At 34.7% G+C, this 15,914-nt stretch carries 15 protein-coding genes; 10 read left to right on the top strand and 5 right to left on the bottom strand.

What is annotated here, in order from left to right; genetic code table 11:
* Positions 1-15: 15 nt before the first annotated feature.
* Positions 16-1,665 carry a DUF2334 domain-containing protein gene (locus tag ACUXEY_RS23245; protein ID WP_461301704.1) on the bottom strand — a complete coding sequence of 550 codons (1,650 nt, stop codon included), beginning with the start codon at positions 1,663-1,665 and terminating at the stop codon, positions 16-18.
* 254 nt (positions 1,666-1,919) lie between these two features.
* Here ACUXEY_RS23245 and ACUXEY_RS23240 point away from each other — a divergent pair, with 254 nt between their 5' ends.
* Positions 1,920-2,453: a transglycosylase SLT domain-containing protein gene (locus tag ACUXEY_RS23240; protein ID WP_166705234.1), complete on the top strand. Its 534-nt coding sequence runs from the start codon at positions 1,920-1,922 to the stop codon at positions 2,451-2,453.
* Between the two features lie 11 nt (positions 2,454-2,464).
* Here ACUXEY_RS23240 and ACUXEY_RS23235 read toward each other — a convergent pair whose 3' ends face one another.
* Together ACUXEY_RS23235 and ACUXEY_RS23230 are read right to left on the bottom strand one after the other, a co-directional pair.
* Complete coding sequence (locus ACUXEY_RS23235) at positions 2,465-3,259, bottom strand: DUF4931 domain-containing protein (RefSeq protein ID WP_461301703.1); 795 nt, start codon at positions 3,257-3,259, stop codon at positions 2,465-2,467.
* Positions 3,260-3,394: 135 nt separating this feature from the next.
* Positions 3,395-3,517 (bottom strand): spore coat protein B, encoded by a 123-nt coding sequence (locus ACUXEY_RS23230; protein ID WP_166705225.1) that lies wholly within the window; start codon positions 3,515-3,517, stop codon positions 3,395-3,397.
* Between the two features lie 426 nt (positions 3,518-3,943).
* On the opposite strand from ACUXEY_RS23230, the gene ACUXEY_RS23225 reads away from it, so the two are divergent.
* Positions 3,944-4,078: an RAxF-45 family protein gene (locus ACUXEY_RS23225; RefSeq protein ID WP_046956655.1), complete on the top strand. Its 135-nt coding sequence runs from the start codon at positions 3,944-3,946 to the stop codon at positions 4,076-4,078.
* Positions 4,079-4,202: 124 nt separating this feature from the next.
* On the top strand, positions 4,203-6,083 hold the full coding sequence (gene abc-f, locus ACUXEY_RS23220) for a ribosomal protection-like ABC-F family protein (RefSeq protein ID WP_461301702.1): 1,881 nt from the start codon (positions 4,203-4,205) through the stop codon (positions 6,081-6,083).
* A gap of 244 nt (positions 6,084-6,327) precedes the next feature.
* Here abc-f and ACUXEY_RS23215 read toward each other — a convergent pair whose 3' ends face one another.
* Complete coding sequence (locus tag ACUXEY_RS23215) at positions 6,328-6,525, bottom strand: hypothetical protein (protein WP_000369249.1); 198 nt, start codon at positions 6,523-6,525, stop codon at positions 6,328-6,330.
* Between the two features lie 237 nt (positions 6,526-6,762).
* On the opposite strand from ACUXEY_RS23215, the gene ACUXEY_RS23210 reads away from it, so the two are divergent.
* From ACUXEY_RS23210 to ACUXEY_RS23185, 6 genes are all read left to right on the top strand, one after another.
* Positions 6,763-8,466 carry an ABC transporter substrate-binding protein gene (locus ACUXEY_RS23210; RefSeq protein ID WP_461301701.1) on the top strand — a complete coding sequence of 568 codons (1,704 nt, stop codon included), beginning with the start codon at positions 6,763-6,765 and terminating at the stop codon, positions 8,464-8,466.
* A gap of 239 nt (positions 8,467-8,705) precedes the next feature.
* Positions 8,706-10,433 (top strand): ABC transporter substrate-binding protein, encoded by a 1,728-nt coding sequence (locus tag ACUXEY_RS23205; protein ID WP_000730676.1) that lies wholly within the window; start codon positions 8,706-8,708, stop codon positions 10,431-10,433.
* A gap of 108 nt (positions 10,434-10,541) precedes the next feature.
* Positions 10,542-11,498, top strand: coding sequence for an ABC transporter permease (locus tag ACUXEY_RS23200; protein ID WP_000860691.1), 957 nt, complete (start codon positions 10,542-10,544; stop codon positions 11,496-11,498).
* Between the two features lie 11 nt (positions 11,499-11,509).
* Complete coding sequence (gene opp4C / locus ACUXEY_RS23195) at positions 11,510-12,433, top strand: oligopeptide ABC transporter permease (RefSeq protein WP_166705229.1); 924 nt, start codon at positions 11,510-11,512, stop codon at positions 12,431-12,433.
* A 10-nt stretch (positions 12,434-12,443) separates the two neighbouring features.
* Complete coding sequence (locus tag ACUXEY_RS23190; RefSeq protein WP_166705230.1) at positions 12,444-13,424, top strand: ABC transporter ATP-binding protein; 981 nt, start codon at positions 12,444-12,446, stop codon at positions 13,422-13,424.
* Positions 13,421-14,386 carry an ABC transporter ATP-binding protein gene (locus ACUXEY_RS23185; protein ID WP_461301700.1) on the top strand — a complete coding sequence of 322 codons (966 nt, stop codon included), beginning with the start codon at positions 13,421-13,423 and terminating at the stop codon, positions 14,384-14,386. The genes ACUXEY_RS23190 and ACUXEY_RS23185 overlap by 4 nt, the downstream gene beginning before the upstream one ends.
* Before the next feature lie 39 nt (positions 14,387-14,425).
* On the opposite strand, the gene ACUXEY_RS23180 is transcribed toward ACUXEY_RS23185, so the two are convergent.
* Positions 14,426-15,298, bottom strand: a complete 873-nt coding sequence (locus tag ACUXEY_RS23180) for a Cof-type HAD-IIB family hydrolase (RefSeq protein ID WP_429602894.1) — start codon at positions 15,296-15,298, stop codon at positions 14,426-14,428.
* A 449-nt stretch (positions 15,299-15,747) separates the two neighbouring features.
* On the opposite strand from ACUXEY_RS23180, the gene ACUXEY_RS23175 reads away from it, so the two are divergent.
* Entirely contained in the window at positions 15,748-15,855 is a 108-nt protein-coding gene (locus tag ACUXEY_RS23175; protein WP_000664237.1) for a DUF3948 family protein, read from the top strand.
* Positions 15,856-15,914: the final 59 nt, after the last annotated feature.

Genomic DNA, 15,914 nt, shown 5'->3' with positions numbered 1-15,914 from the left:
CTCGGTGGTTTTGTATTAGGATTCTAATTTTTTTGCACGTCTTAATAATAAGAGAAAGACAATAACGAGGAAACCGAGTATAAGGAAGAATCCATATTGTTTTACATAATCCATTACGTCACTTGCGCTTGTTGGTTTTTCAACGTGAATGCCGTCTTTATTAGTAGTGATATGAATATCTTTCATTTTCACTTCATTTGTTTCTTTTTGTAAATCAATCCATTCTATATTTGGAATACTTTCTAGATCCTTTAGTACTTCTTTTAATGGTTTTACACCTAAGTAAGGATGATAGAATGCACCAATAACTCCATCGGATAATTTGGCAACAGATACAGCATTTGCTTTCATTTTAGCAATAGCATGTGGCTTATCTTCTTCAATAAATCCAACTGTTTCAGGCATTAATTTCATGCCATGTAAAAATGATGGTGTACTTCTGTATGCTGGAGAGTGCATGGATTTCCAAGTTGTATCACTTAATTGTAGTTGTCCTACATAAGTTGAAAAGTACCTCGATAATATTTCATATCCTTTTTGAGACATCGTGTAATGAGGTGCTTCAAATGCGACAGGATATAGTTTGGCATCTACAAGTTCTTGAATGCCTTTTTCAATATGATCAGTCGTATATTTTTCTTCAAATTCTTCCCCTTTTTTTACGTATGTATTATAAGCCTCTATATTAGGGAAATCATCTTTTGCTTTTGGTTTTTCATGCTTCGGTTGTCGAATTGGTTGGTCTGTTTTTACGTCCCAAAATTCAAAACCTTCGCCAGTTTCACTATCATAAAATTGGTGCGTATAACCGTGCAAAATAATTGCTGCACCATCATTTTGCATAGAGCGTAAAAGATCGACTAGTTCGGGTTTATCTTTTAAATGTAGTGTTTTACCTGTCTCTGGATCTTTATATACAGGGATAACAGTGATCATGTAAGGAATCTTTTTCTCTTTTAGTAATGTAGCAATTTCTTTTAATTGATTTATATCTGCAGCTGGATGAACGTCCTCAAGACGTAAATAAGCTTCTACTTTATTTGTCATTGGTTTTTGTTCGAAGTAAGAAAATAACATTTCACCGACGTAATGAGACATCCAGTCAAAGAGATTTGGCGTTGCAACGTAATAAGAATTATTTTGTTGCACAATTAATGGATAAGTATTCTTTCCCTTTAAAGCATGGGCAAGAATTGTTCCAGTTGTATCAAGATGTTTAATTGATCGTTCTTCCTCGAATGTATTCTTTAGTTTACGTGTTGGATATTCAATTGTATCAGAGTTTATATCTTCATTTTTAAGTGTGATAAACGAAAAACGATTGGATAATTGTTCTATATTTTGACCTAAAACTAGTAGTGACCCTGGGAAACTTTCTAGAAATCCTTTTGTTTCAGTAGAAAGTTCTTCTTGTTTTTCACCTATGTAAATAATATGTGTATATGAAGATTTATCAGTTATTTCAGCTAACTGTTTTAAGTTTTTAATTGTTATGTCATTAGTAAAATGTCCTACTTGTGTATTAAGTATTTGGGTATCACTTGTAATTTGATTATTGTTCGAACTGTATAAAATAAGTACTTTTGGATTTTCGTTTTTTTGTGCGGAAATAGGGACAGGAATTAATAGTAGTAAACTAAATAAGAGTAGCAACCATTTTTTCATATTATTATTATTCTCCTAGTTTATATTTAGAATTCAGTTTACAATTATATACAAAAAATGCGTTTCAGTCTATGAAAGTTACATTTTTGCACGTATTTACCAGCTGTTTTTTCACAAAATCGGTCTAAAGCATGATGATAATATGTATAGTTATTTGCTATGATAAAAGGGTAAGAGAATGATAGAATGTGGGTAATTGTAAAGGGAAGAAGGCTGAAAGGGGACAAATTTCAGCGGAGAAAGAGGTAGAGGTAGTGAAGAAATTCTTTGTAGGATTTTTAGTTGTTCTTGGGGTGTACTTATATTTCCAAGGAAAGTCTGAAGGAATGGGCAAATTAGTAAATGAGACGAGCTATGTTGACTCAGAAGAAGCAAAACAGATGAAACAAATTATTATAGAGGAAGCAAAGAAAGTCAATCTTCCAGAATGGATACCTCTTACAATTGCCGAACATGAAAGTCGATTAAATCCAAGAAGTGTTGGAGATAACGGAACTTCATTCGGATTGTTTCAATTGCATCGCGGTGGTGGACTTGCACCGGATCATTTAACTGATGATGAGCTGAAAGATCCACGTATAAATGCGCAAATTGCAATGCCGCATTTAATGAAGGGATATAAGCGCGGGGTGCAAAAAGGTTTGACGGATTTTGCATTACTAAAATATATAGCAAATACATCTGGATGGCCAGGGAATTTAGGGCCAGAGTGGACGGATAATAACATGAAGTATAACATTGGATTAGAAGATGTGTACTATCGAAATAAAGGTGTAATAAAAGAGTAGGTTTTTTATACCTACTCTGTTTTTTTATGAATAAATTTATCCTTTTCTCGCATGAAATACCGTGCTAGTTGTATTTTAACTTCTTCTAGTTTTGTGGAAACTTGTGGTATTTTATATCCTACATATAACGGTGAAACGACAAATCTAGGAACAACTTTACAAATGATTTTTCCGTTTGTGTGATAGAAGAATAAGTTATAACTACTACATCCTTTATGGAAATCTGTCAGTATGTAACGTACAGTTTGCTGAATATAATTTGCCAGTTCATCTATGCATTCAACATCTTCAATGATGATATTAAATTCAGTAAAACCGATAATAGGACGATCTGAAATATTGAGTTCAATGTGCTCGTTTTTTTGGACAATTACGCCTTGGAAGTTTTCCTGTTCTACGTTATCGAGGTAGTCTACATATTTCATTCCGATAATCTGCATGTGTGCATGATGCAAACTTCCACCTGAGAATGGACCATGATTTTTGTATAAAATCACAGATGTGAATTCTTTATTTTTCTGTAAATCTAACCAATGTTTAATGGAGAAACGAATTAGCGATCTCATATGTTCTTCTGTATATGTCGCAATATGGTCTTCACAATTATCTGTTTCGATTAGCACCGTTTGAAATGTATCTTTTAATGTAGGGAATTTGTTTTTTAGCCAAATAATTGAGCCCTCAGTTGCTAAAATATCCGTTAAATTTTCTCTGTCACAAAAAGGACATGCAGCGCTTCTATTCCGGATGCTTTCTGGTTTTTGTTTGCCGATATCGTTTAAAAAGTATAGTTGTTGTGTATCCATTTGTATATATGCCCCTTTAAAATATGTGTAAAAAATCCCGCTTAATACATTCGGGACAAGGAGAAGGAAATCCTTTAAAAGGAATGGGAAAAATAAAAGACAAGATATCCTCATTAAGATAGGGTACCTTGTCTTTTATTTTTTCTTTAATAATGTGTATGGATAATATAAATCGTTTTTATTGTGCTTCTTTTTTCTATTTTTTATTGTGCATAAGGCAATTGCTGTACTTGCGATTACAATAATGGCTTTCTTCATATTCGGTTACCCCTTTTTTATTGTTGGTTTAATTCTTGGCTAACTGCTTTTGCATCAACTAGAGCGTGTAAAATCATTTTTACCATGTTCATCATATTCTCTCACTCCTTTTTATAGTTCGTTTAATTCTTTTACAACTGCTTGTCCGTTCACTAATACCTCAAAGATTGCTTTTACGATTTCTTTCATCATGATTGTTTCCTCCTTTTGTTGTCTCTCTTGTTTACATCTTTATTGTATAGGGAGGCATCTTTTCGTACTATCGCTTTCCATTACGTGAACATAACAGTTTTGTAAGATTTGATGTCACTTATTGAAATGTTTAGTCTATCTTCATTATTTTCAGAAAAATGACTATTCAAACATGAAATGGGAAAGTATAATAAAGAAGTAAGTATTAAATTCCGTACGAAAGAGGTGAATGAGATGAAACGTTCTTTAGCTGCACGTGCCAAATTTTTAGATTATATCTATTTTTGTCGTGCGATTTTTCATGATGTAGTTGTTAACGGGATACGTCTGTCCTTTTTTAACAACTGCATAGTAGCTATTGAACGATAGAAATCTCTTCACCCATTTTTAATAAACGTGTGAAAAGGGAGCTATTTGGCTTCCTTTTTCTATGTCGAAAACCATGGGGAATGTTTCTTTCCCATGGTTTTTTATATTGAAAGGAGTACGGAAAATGACAATTTGTAGTGTAAATAATGTAACGAAATCTTTTGGTGGAAACATCATATTTGAAAATATATCGCTTGAAATAAAGAATGGTGAACGTGTTGGATTAGTTGGTCGTAACGGTAGTGGGAAGACAACAATCTTTCAGCTTCTAACTGGAATGGAAAGTTTGGATGCAGGAGCCATTCATATGAAGAAAGGTACACGTATTGGTCATGTGGCACAAATTTCGAAATTTGATGAGGGTATGACTGTATATGATGTATTGAGTTCCGCTTTTAAAACAGAAAAGGAATTAGAAAGAGAAATGCGTGCTTTAGAAAAAAATATGTCGGAAGAACAAGAATCGTCTGCTTTACAAAGATTAATGGAGAGGTACGGAATAATTCAAGAAAAGTTTGCATTCCTTGGTGGTTATGAAATAGAAGCGAACTTGATGAAGGTAGCAAATGGTCTACAGGTGACAGAACTATTTCCACGATCATTTTTGGAGTTAAGTGGTGGTGAACAAACAAAGGTAAGTCTTGCATACATGCTATTGCAGAAACCAGATTTACTTCTATTAGATGAACCAACCAATCATTTAGACTTATTTGCCGTAGAGTGGCTAGAGCAATTTTTAAAAGAATACAATGGAACAGTTATGGTCATTTCACATGATCGCTATTTCCTTGATGAAGTTGTAACGAAGATTTTTGATTTAGAAGATGGAGAGATTCACGTGTATCATACGAACTATTCTCAGTTTGTTGACGAAAAGGAAGAACGGTTGCTTCAGGAGTTTCAGGCTTATCAAGAACAGCAAAAGAAAATAAAGAAAATGAAAGAAGCAATTAAGCGACTACGTGAATGGGCAAATCAGGCGAATCCTCCGAATGAAGGATTGCATAAGAGAGCGAGAAGTATGGAACGTGCACTGGAACGTATAGAGAAACTAAAGAAACCTATTTTAGAACGAAAACAAATGGGGCTTCAGTTTGAAGGGCAAGAGAGAAGTGGGAAAGACGTTGTTTTAATGAAAGAAGTGAGTAAAGGTTTTGCTGGTCATCCTTTATTTAACGAAGCGAATTTACATGTTCGTTTTCAAGAGCGTGCGGCGATCGTTGGCCGTAATGGTACAGGAAAGACAACGCTACTAAAGTTATTATTAGAAGAAATAAAACCAGACGCTGGAGAAATTCGAATTGGTAGTAGTGTGAAAATCGGTTATTTATCACAGCATGCGTACGGAAATATGAAGAGTAATGTATTAGAGGCTTTCAGGGAATATGTAGCTGTAACAGAAGGAGAAGCGAGACATATATTAGCTAAGTTTTTATTTTATGGTCCAGCGGTGTTTAAGAAAGTAACGCAACTGAGCGGTGGAGAAAAAATGAGATTAAGACTTGCGCAACTTATGTATCAAGATATCAATTTTTTAATTTTAGATGAGCCGACAAACCATCTCGACATTGAATCAAGGGAAGTTTTAGAGGAAGCTCTTGAGCAATATAATGGGACGATTTTAGCTGTTTCACATGATCGTTATTTTTTAAATAAGTTATTTGAAAAGACGTATTGGATTGATGAGCATAAATTATTTGAGTTTGCAGGGAACTACGCATGGGCTCGTCAAAAGTGGGAAGAAAAGCTCGAGAAACAAGTAATAAAGCAGCAACGCCAAGGAAGAAAAAGTATGGCAACAGCTCCTGTAAAAAAGAAAGAAGTTAGCAATGTTGAGGATATTGAAACGGAGTTAATGCATGTAGAAGAAGATATATATATGCTTGAGTGTAAGATGGAACATGTAGTTGATGTTGAAATGCTTGAACAATTGTATGAAGAAAAAACGAAGAAAGAGTTGTTACGAGCGGAGTTATATAATGAGTTAGAGAATATTGTGGAATAAAAAGTAGAAAGCGAATTCCTGTCAGTTTTGCTGAAGGAATTCGCTTTTTTATACATATATTTTACTGTAAGAGAAAAAGAAAATATGTGTTTCACGTGAAACACATATTTCATAAATCTTTGTTCCGTAATTTGCATAGATTGTGAAATATAAATGGTATTAGGCGATTTTTAGATTGATTAATTATTTCCCGAGACATAAGTGCGTGAAACTACGATTCATGATTGGAAATAAAAAAACAGAGTTACAGCTTTACGCGCTGAACTCTGTTTTCTTTTTGTGTCGTATCTTCTTTTGTTGAAATGATAATAGCGATCCCGAGCATAATAAAAAAAGCTAAAAAGAGGACGAACTTTGGGAAGAATGGGAATAGTAATAGCGCCCCCACTATCATAATTGTTAATAATACGTAGTGCAGGACGTATTGGAATAGGTTGTCCATGTTTTCGCCCCCTTTTTGGTAATTGGTTATTAGTATTCTATGTTTCATACGGAACGAATAGAAGTGAATTTTTAAGTTTTTTCATACGAAATAAAAGAGAACAATTGACATGTTTCAAGGAAAGGAATAATCTTGAAATTAATTCATACTATTTTTATAGGAAAAATAAAGATAGTTACAGGAAGGAGGCTGTGTTTCTACATCGTTAAAAATTAGGAAGGTAAAGGTGAGCGTGCAATGAAAAATGCTTTTAAAGGAGCAATTGCTACATTTCTTAGTGTATCAGTATTGCTAGCCGGATGTGGTCAAGAGGAAGCGAGTACAAATGAAGCCGGGAATGTACCAAAAGTAAAAGATGAATTTATTAAGGCAAGCGATAAATCAAAAAGTCCTACGAAAGTAAAAGAGAGAAAAGATACTTTTGTAGTTGGAATGCCGAGTCCTGGAGGTATATTCCTTCCGCACTTTATGGAGAATGGATGGGATGGTAATATAACGCAAGCTATATTTGCGCCCCTTGTTGGACTGGATAAGGAAGGAAAGCCAATTCCAATATTAGCGAAGAAGTGGGCGATTTCGGAGGATCAGCTTACATATACATTCCATTTGAAAGATGATTTAAAGTTTAGTGATGGTTCACCGTTAACTGCAGAGGATGTAGCATTTACATTAACGTTATTACATGATCCAACTTATAGTGGTGCGACTGATATAAGCCAAACAGCAATAAAAGGTGGGCAAGCATATAAAGAAGGAAAAGCAAATTCTATTGAGGGGATTCAAGTCATTGATCCGAAAACAATTACGATTACGACTGAAAAGGTAAATGCTCAAACACTATCATTAATCGGTGGAGAAGTTATATCTAAAGATTATTACGGGAAAGAGTATAAACAAGGACACTTGGAGTATTTAAAAGAGTTGTATGGGAAGCCGGTGGGAGCAGGAGCTTATAAGTTAGATAAATACATTCCAGGTCAAGAAGTTCGATTTGTAGCAAATGAAAATTATTTTGAAGGAAAACCGAAGATTGAGCACTTTATTTATAAAATTACAAAAGGTGATACGAAGCTACAACAATTTCAAGCAGGAGAAGTAGATTATGATGGTTTTACGACAAACGTGGAGACGATTGAACAATTAAAAGATTTAGGTTTTGCTAATATTAATGTGTATACAGGAAGCTCTTATGGCTACATTAAAATGAATTATAAGAAGCCATACTTTAAAGATAAACGTGTCCGCCAAGCATTTATTTACGGATTAGAGCGTCAAAAGGTTATTGATACGTATTTCCAAGGGTATGCTTCACTCGTCAATGTACCGATTACGCCAGTTTCATGGGCGTATACAGAAGAGGGCATTAATAAATATGAGTATAATTTAGAGAAGGCGAAGAAATTACTGGATGAGGCTGGATGGAAAGCAGGTTCGGATGGAATTCGTGAAAAAGATGGACAAAAATTGAAGGTAAGTTATTTTGCTTCTTCTGCAAGTAAAATAAATGATGTAATGATCCCGGTAATGAAAGAGGATTATAAAAAGCTCGGTGTAGAGTTTAACCCAGAATATATGGACTTTAATACGATGATTTCAAAAGTGATAAAAGGTGATTATGATTTAGCAATGGTATCTACGCCAATGATTGATGATCCGAGTGGAACGATTGAAGAGTTTGTTTCAACAAGTAAACGAAATTATGATGGATACTCTAATCCAAAAGTAGATGAATTAGCTAAGCAAGCATTAGAAACGTTGGATATTAAAAAGCGAAAGGAAATCTATAAAAAGCTATATAAAGAGTTAAGCGAAGACCCGCCTGTAATTTTCTTAAATAATAGCAAAGTGGTGTCTGCACATAATGCACGAATTCAAGGATTACAAGAAGATAACTATAATGGTATTTTATTAAGTTTACCTAAATTAAAGATAGAACAATAATTTAGGAAGAATTATCAAAATATTTATTCAGAAAGAATTGACAAAATATAACTGAAGATATAAGCTAATAACCATAAAGTCTACCGGAAAGGTCGGAATAGGATTGTTACCCCTCAAAAACAACTATTTTTTTTACGATTAAAACCGACTTTTCCGATTGGCTATAAATGTGCTGTGGGAGGCATACATAAGGTAATAAGTTCACAGGGTATAACTATTAAAAAGTTAGGGTGGGGACAATGAAGAAAAAGACAAAAAAATGGGCTGGTGTATTTTCGGTATTACTGAGTAGTTCGCTTGTGTTATCTGCTTGTGGGGGACAGGAGGATACGGCTTCTACAGAACCGGTAAAAAAACAGGATTTAAAAGACTCTAAGATTGAATCAATCCCAGCTACAGATAAAAAGAAAAGTCCAGAGAAAGCAAATCAACGAAAAGATACTTTTATTACAGCTATTTCTAAGCCAGGGGGAGTGTTCCTTCCATATTTCCAAGATAATGGTTGGGATGGAAATGTAACGTCTGTTATTTTTGCGTCATTAGTAACAACAGACAAACAAAGTAAACCTGTTCCGGATCTTGCAGAAAAATGGGATATTTCTGCTGACCAGTTAACATATACATTCCATTTACGTAAAAATTTAAAATTTAGTGATGGGTCGCCTTTAACAGCGGATGACGTAGCATTTACATTAACACTACTTCATGATAAAGCGTATGAAGGTGGATTGGATATTGCTCAGTATGCTGTTAAAGGCGGGAAAGAATATAAAGAAGGAAAAGCAACTTCTATTGAAGGAATTCAAGTTGTTGATCCACAGACAATTAAAATTACAACTGAAAAAGTTAATTCACAGGCGCTAACGAATTTAGGTGGCCCAGTGCTATCAAAAGCTTATTATGGAAAAGATTATAAACAAAATACAAGTTTAGATTATTTAAAAGCATTATATGGGCAACCAATTGCAGCGGGTCCATATAAATTTGAAAAATATGTTCCAGGTCAAGAAGTACGCTTTGTTGCTAACGAAAATTATTATGCAGGTAAACCAAAAATTAAAAACTTTATTTACAAAATCACATCAGGTGATACTGGATTCCAATTATTCCAAACAGGTGAACTGGACTATAGTGGATTTAGAGCAAATCCTGAGAATATAGACCAATTAAAAGGATTAGAGTTTGCAAATATTAATCTTGAATCATCAAGTGATATTGCTTATATCTATGTAAATAATAAGAAATCGTATTTGAAGGATAAGAAGGTACGTCAAGCACTTACTTATGGATTAGACCGTAAGAAGTATGTGGATACAGCTTTACAAGGATATGGATCTGTTGCTAACGTACCAATTGCGCCAGTTTCATGGGCATATACAGAAGAAGGTATTAATAAATATCCACACGACGTAGAAAAGGCTAAAAAATTATTGGATGAGGCTGGTTGGAAAGTAGGTTCTGACGGGGTTCGTGAAAAAGATGGTCAAAAATTAAAATTAACATACTACGCATCAAATACAGGTAAAACAAATGATATCTTTATTCCAATTGCAAAAGAAAGTTACAAAGAAATTGGTGTTGAACTAAATCCGGAGTTGATGGACTTTAATACGATGCTTTCAAAGGTAGGGAAAGGTGACTACGATTTAGCGGCAGTTTCAACACCAGGAATTAGTGATCCAAGTGAAGTTGTAAGTGAGTACTTATCAACTAATCCAAAAAGTGATACGGGTTATAATAACCCGAAAGTAGATGATTTGATTGTAAAAGGTATAGGGACGACAGATATTGAAAAACGTAAAGCAATTTATAAAGAACTGTATAAAGAGTTAAGTGATGATCCACCAGTTATTTTATTAAACTATCGTAAACTACTTTATGCTCATAATGCGCGTATAAAAGGAATTGATCCAGAAAAGTACGATAGCATCAGTTCCAACTTACCAGTGTTATCTATTGAACAATAAGGGTTGACCTAAATAATAGAAGGCGTTTTTTCATACAGCGATGGAATAGTAGCTGTTTTGAAAAAATGTTCTTCTATTTTTAAGTAAATAGGATTGGGGAGACAAAAGGTGAAAACATATATCATTCGTAGGTTCCTTCAAATGATCCCTACATTGTTTGGTACATCTATTATTATTTTTTTCTTATTTGCACTTTTGCCGGGGGATTATATCGATTCAAATCCAAAGTTAACACCAGAGAGAGCCCAAGAATTAAGGGAATTATACGGCTTAAACAAACCAATTATTGAAAGGTATTTTCATTGGTTAGTGAATGCTTTGCATGGTGATTTTGGATTTTCTTTACAGTATCAAGAACCGGTAACTTCATTACTTAATAAATTCATTTGGAATACATTTATCGTTGCTGTTGCAGCTTTATTTTTCACTTGGATTATTGCTCTTATTATTGGGGTTATTTCTGCAACAAAGCAGCACTCTTGGTTTGATAGATTGGTAACAATCGGTGTCTTTGCAGCAATGTCATTTCCATCATTCTTTATCGGACTATTTTTAATTAAATTATTAGCAGTTGATTTAAAGTTATTACCTATTGGTGGCATGATTGATATTGGGAGTAACTCAACAGGGATAGCATACATATTAGAAGTATTACGTCATATGATTCTACCTGTATTTATTTTAACGCTTCTTGGTGTAGGATCGTTAACACGATATTTTAGAACCGGCATGTTGGATGTTATTAGACAAGATTATATTCGTACTGCTCGTGCAAAAGGTTTAAAAGAAAGAACCGTTATTTATAAACATGCATTGAAAAATGCAATTTTGCCAGCAATTACATTACTCGCTTTTGAATTACCGGGTTTATTTTCAGGGGCTATTATTATTGAACAGATTTTTAACTGGCCAGGGATTGGGAGTATTCAATTAGAGGCATTAAACTTCCGTGATTATACGGTATTAATGGCCTTTACGATGTTCCTTTCTTGTTTAACAATTATGGCTAATTTCTTAGCTGATATTGTATATGCGTTTGTTGATCCAAGAATTCGATTGAAGTAAGGGGGAAAGATATGGAGACTATTACACCAATAATAGAGAAAAAGAAAGAACGAAAAAAGAGAAACGAATCATCACCATGGCGCCAAGCGTATAAAAAAATTAAGAAAAATAAGATGGCACTGTGTGGCTTATACGTTTTAATATTTATGTTTTTATTTAGTTTTATCGGTCCAATCTTTTCACCGTATGCTGATGGGAAAGTACAAGTAACACAAATTAATAAACCGCCCAACCTATCACATTGGCTTGGAACAGACCAGTTGGGACGGGATATTTTAACTAGACTTATGCAAGCAGGGCGTATTTCATTAACAATTGGTTTAGCGTCAATGCTACTATCCGTTATACTAGGAGCTTTATTAGGAGCAATTGCTGGTTTTTATCGAGGGCTTGTGGATCATTTAATTATGCGTGTTGCGGATGTGTTAATGTCCATTCCGGGATTACCGCTACTTATTATAATGGGAGCAATTTTATCAGAATGGAAATTACCATCGGAGTACCGTTTATATGTTGTAATGATTATTTTAAGTTTAGTAGGATGGCCAGGACTTGCCCGCCTTGTGAGAGGACAAATTTTAACATTGCGGGAGCAAGCCTTTATGCAAGCAGCAGATGTATTAGGATTAAAAGATTCTCGGAAAATCATTCATCATTTAATTCCCAACGTCTTTCCGTTGCTTATTGTTGTAGCAACTTTGGGCGTGGCTGGATCTATTTTAAGTGAGTCCGCACTAAGCTACTTAGGTCTCGGCGTCGTCCCACCTACACCATCATGGGGGAATATGATTAGCGCAGCGAACTCATTAATTGATTTCCAAAAGCGTCCGTGGTTATGGATTCCGCCTGGTTTCGCAATCTTTATAACAGTTGTATCAATTAACTTACTTGGTGATGCACTTCGTGATGCGTTAGACCCAAAGATGAGACGGTAGGTGAGGGAATATGAGTAAAGCGGTAGTAGAGCTGAAAGACTTACAAACACACTTTCAGACAGAAGAAGGAATAGTAAAGGCTGTGAATCATGTTAGTTTTACAGTTCGAGAAGGTGAAACGGTTTGTGTTGTAGGCGAATCGGGTTGCGGGAAAAGTGTAACAGCTTTATCTATTATGGGACTTATTGCTGAATCGGGCAGTGTAGTAGGTGGAGATATTTTATATGAAGGAAAAAGTCTTTTAGGAATGAAGGAGAAAGAGCTTCGTAGTTTACGAGGTAATGATATTGCGATGATTTTCCAAGAACCGATGACATCGCTAAATCCAGTCTTCACTGTAGGGGAACAAATTGTAGAGACGTTAAGGGAGCATGAACTGCTTAGCAAAAATGAAGCATACAAGAAAGCAATCGAATTAATTCGTAAAGTTGGCATAGCTCGTGCGGATGAAATCGTTCATTCTTATCCACATGAACTTAGTGGTGGTATGTTACAACGTATTATGATTGCTGTTGCACTTAGTTGTAATCCGAAGTTATTAATTGCGGATGAACCGACAACGGCTCTTGATGTTACGATTCAAGCTCAAATATTGGACTTATTAAGACAAGTAAAAGAGGAATTTAAAACATCCATTTTATTAATTACACATGATTTAGGCGTTGTAGCAGAAATGGCTGATTACGTTGTCGTTATGTATGGCGGGAAAGTTATTGAAGAAGCACCAGTACTAGAGATATTCCAAAATCCGAAACACCCATATACGAAAGGCTTGTTGAAATCAAAACCAGTGATGGGAAAACGAATAGATAAACTATATTCTATTCCAGGGCAAGTTCCTAATTTAGTCGGTTTGGATGAATTTTGCTACTTTAGCGGTCGTTGTGAGCATTGTATGGAAATATGTAAAGAAGAAGCACCAAATCTGAATGTACATGATGAGAATCATAAAGTAGCTTGCTGGTTATATGAGGAGCGTGCGGAACAATGAGTGAACCATTATTAGAAGTGAAAAACTTAAAAACATATTTTCCGATTAAAGGCGGCATATTTAGTAGAACGGTTGGACATGTAAAAGCAGTTGATGGAGTAAGTTTTACTATTAATAAAGGCGAAGTATTTGGCCTTGTTGGTGAATCAGGAAGTGGGAAGACGACGATAGGAAAAACAATTTTACGTCTTGTCCAAAAAACAGAGGGGGAAGTGAAGTTTAAAGGACACGATGTTCATTCTCTATCAAAAGAGGAATTGAGAAAACATCGTCCTAATATGCAGCTTGTGTTTCAAGATCCATTTAGCTCATTAAATCCGAGAATGAGAATTGGAGAAGCACTTGGCGAGCCAATGTTGGCTCACGGACTAGCGACGAAAGAAAATGTTCGTGAAAAAGTGACAGAAGTATTAGAGTTATGTGGCTTAGCCCCATATCATATTGACCGGTACCCCCATGAATTTTCTGGTGGACAACGTCAACGTATCGTTATCGCAAGAGCTATGGTATTAAACCCAGAATTTATTGTAGCTGACGAACCTGTGGCAGCACTAGATGTATCTATTCAAGCACAAATCATTAATTTATTTAGTGAATTACAGGAGAAAAAGGGACTATCTTATTTATTCATTTCACATGATTTAAGTGTAGTTGAACATTTATGTACGAAAATCGGGATTATGTATTTAGGAACGATTGTGGAGACAGCATCGCGTGATGAGTTATTTACGAATCCACTTCATCCGTATACAAAAGCGTTGTTATCGGCAGTGCCAATACCAGATCCAACAGTGAAACGAGAGAGAATCATACTAGAGGGTGACATTCCAAGTCCAGCAAATCCACCTTCGGGTTGTCGTTTTCATACACGTTGCCCGTTTGCGACAGATATTTGTAAACAAACGGTACCAGAATTCCGTAATGTTGGTGAGGAGCATTTTGTTGCTTGCCATCACGTATAAAAGAAAAGGACCCTTTCAAATGGAAAGAGTCCTTTTCTTTTATTTACTAGATGAAGTTTGTTGCAATACAAATTGCTCGATTGCATGTGCAACACCATGTTTATTGTTTGTTAATGTTACAACATCACATAGTTTTTTTACATCTTCTTCAGCATTTCCCATCGCAACTGATAAGCCAGCTACTTGTAACATTGGCACATCATTAAAGTTGTCCCCGATTGCAATAGTATCTTCAATTGGTATATTGAAATAAGCAGCCATTTCTTGTAGACCGTTTCCTTTATGACCAAGCTTATCCATAATTTCTACATTAGTAGGAGCTGATGCTGTAACCGAAATATCAGTGTCTTCTTGTAACATACTTAATAGCTGTGCACGATGCGCTGCATTAAATGTCAAAATGAAGAATTTAGATATTTCTAATTCTGGATTATTTACAACATCTTCGATTTTTTGGAAATCAGTAATTAAGTTTGATTTCTTTTGTTTTTCTGTAATTCTCTCAAGCTCCTCAAGTGTAACATCTAATGCATGCTTGTTCTCTTCGAAAGCTTGCATGACTTGATCTTGCCATGTATATGGAGAATAAACTCCTTTATTCGTATATAGCTTATAAGGAAAACCTTCAGATTCTAGTAATTTTGCAAGCTTGTATACTTTATCGTTTTGTAAACAACGCGAGTTAATTACTTTTCCATCCACATAAACAATTGCCCCATTGCTCGCTCCAACTGGAAGAGATAGTTTATATTCTTCCAATAATTTTAAAGCATCCTCTTTTGCACGACCAGAACAAATCATGACTATATGACCAGCCTCTTTTGCAGCTTGGATAGCTTGTAAGTTCTCTTTGGAGATTTCAAGATTAGATGATAGTAGTGTACCATCCATATCTAATGCGATTAATTTCAAAATGACCACCTCTTTGCTTTTATTATACATAGTTATATAGAGGAAACATATAAACTTATCTTGGAAAGATTGTATTTTATCTCGAATAAATCGTTAGTGAAAATTTGATAGATTCCAACGTATTCATTCCAATATGCACTTTAATTTGTAACAAAAGTAGGAGGGAGTATGGGTATATTTCGTTATATGACTGTAATATTACAATAACATTACAAACGTAGACTTAGTAGAAAGTGCATTAAAACCTGGTTTTAAGGGTGTTTATAAAAAAACGTAAAAAAAGTGTAATAAATTTTACGTAATTATATTGCAACGTAACGATAGTTATGTTACATTAATGTTACAAACGTTACGTTATTAAATTTAATGTAACGCCAACATAAAAACTATGAAATAAACATTTCTTAGAAATTACATATAGATAACTTATTAAAAGGAGGATACATAAAATGAAAGAGCAAGTATTACAAGTAACAAAAGGTGACTTCGTAGGATCAGCAAGTGGAGCAGTAGTATTAACGGCATTAATCGTATTTCTATCAAGCGTATTAGTATAATAGAAGTTTTGTAACAAAAGAAAAAAAGAGAGGAGAATGCAAAATGAAAGAGCAAGTAT

It is taken from the genome of Bacillus sp. F9_6S_D1_P_5 (genome assembly GCF_054823925.1).
The sequence above is the reverse complement of the archived record's forward strand: the minus strand, read 5'-3'. Positions and strand labels throughout refer to the sequence as shown.